2 protein-coding genes and 1 pseudogene are annotated in these 1,806 nt (G+C 60.0%); all 3 read right to left on the reverse strand.

Going from position 1 to position 1,806, the window contains the following annotated elements:
• Positions 1-154, reverse strand: a 154-nt coding sequence (locus WCA53_RS06535; RefSeq protein ID WP_423907114.1) for a heme-binding protein, incomplete at its 3' end; no start/stop codon positions are given.
• Between the two features lie 46 nt (positions 155-200).
• Positions 201-1,595: a 4Fe-4S binding protein gene (locus WCA53_RS06540; protein WP_423907111.1), complete on the reverse strand. Its 1,395-nt coding sequence runs from the start codon at positions 1,593-1,595 to the stop codon at positions 201-203.
• Positions 1,596-1,654: 59 nt separating this feature from the next.
• Positions 1,655-1,806: pseudogene (locus WCA53_RS06545) on the reverse strand (FTR1 family iron permease); the annotation flags it as partial.

Raw genomic sequence — 1,806 nt, forward strand, 5'->3', positions numbered from 1 at the left:
CGCCCGCGCCGTCCAGCCGGTGCAAGTGAAGCAGATGGCCACCGTCATCGACAATCGCAATCGTCACGTTCCACTTGTTTGCGAGCGCATGCGCTTCTGCCGCGGCTGCGACCACTTTCACGTCTTCATCGGTCAATACGGGTTTCGTTCTCATAAATCACCTGGAGGTTGGGCTACAAGGAAATCGCGATACCCGAACGTTACCGTGAAAAACCAAAGAACATGAAATACCAGGCGCTATCGACCACGGTGAGTGCGGCGACGAACCACAGCATGGCGACACAACGCGACGTCACTCGCCCTTGCGAATATTTGCCGATGACCCTCCAGGCGAGCCACGCGCTCCACAAGTTCGCCACGCCGAGCAGGCCCATGCGCACGAAGGTCACCCAGCCGAGCGGCAAATGCTCGGCACGCAGCAGCGACACCGTCGTCGCCGATAAGCCCAAAAACACGCCGCAGCCGGCAACCGGAATCAGCGCCTGCGCCAGATGGTGGAGCCGCGTGAAACTGAAGCTGCCGAGGGTGCGCGTGCTTCCGGCCAGCAAGCCCAGCAACGACGTGCCATAAATGAGCCCCGTCGCCACGATATAGCCGATCACCAGGCCGCCATCGAGCCACGAGAAGACATCATTCTGTTCAGGATAGTGTGTGAAGAGAAACCAGGGCGCGTTCGTATCGAGCGGCCAGAGAATGTCTTGATCGATTAGCCAGGAAGCGCACATCTGTTTCAACGCGACGAACCACGGGCTCACGGTCCAGTGAAACGCGCCAATGGCGATGCCAAGCAAGCCATAGAGGATCAGCGCGGTGTCCCACGGATTGGCCTGTTTCGCGCCCAACTGCACGACTTCCGCGGACGGCGATCGCCACTGCAACGAAATCGCATCGCGATGACCGCTGCAACGACCGCACATATGACAGGCCGCGGCGCCCTCCATGGCTCGCAGCGGGACGAGCGGCGCACAATTGACCGGAATGACCCGATGTCCGTGCTCGCCTTCCTTATACGAACGACGCCACGCGTCTTCGTCAACTTTGTAGTGAAATGGCGCGAGGCGCGCCAACAGGGAAAAAACGCCGTTCACCGGGCACAAGTATTTGCACCAGACACGCTTTTCGCGTCCATACAACACGCCGATGATCATTGCGCCGACCGTCGATCCTCCCAGCACGAGCAGAACGGCTTTCGGATATTGATAGACGCTGACCATCTGGCCATAGATCGTGGTCAGTCCAAACGCAACGAACGGCCAGCCGCCCCAGCGCATCCAGCGCGGAATCGCCCAGCCGCGCCCGAACTTGCTCGCAAATTCAGTCAACGCGCCTTCGGGACACAGCACGCCGCACCACACGCGGCCGAGCATGACCATCGAAAGCAGCACGAACGGCCACCAGATACCCCAAAACACGAACTGCGCAGCCAGCGTCAGGTTGCTCCACAAATGCGTCGTGCCGTCGGGCAAGGGCATCATGGCGGGAACCAGGATGAGGAACGCATAAACGGCGACGACAACCCATTGAATGCCGCGGATCGCGCTGCCGTGTTGCTGCATCCATTGCCCAGCCCGGCTTAGCCGGCTGGGCTGCTTCATGGCCTGGCTCATATCAATGCTTCATATCGCTGGATTCATGTCTTGATTCGAGCACGCATTCATGCCGCGCGATTCGCCGTTTTCCTCGACGCTTTTTGCTCCATCCGGTTCTTCGAGCGGCGCAGCAGCAGGAAGATCACCGCCCAATAAACGGCATAGGCGATCAGGTTCATGCCGGCCGGATGCGCGCGATACCCGGTCAACGTAGCCA

It is taken from the genome of Caballeronia sp. (assembly GCF_049581465.1).
Lineage (GTDB): Bacteria > Pseudomonadota > Gammaproteobacteria > Burkholderiales > Burkholderiaceae > Caballeronia.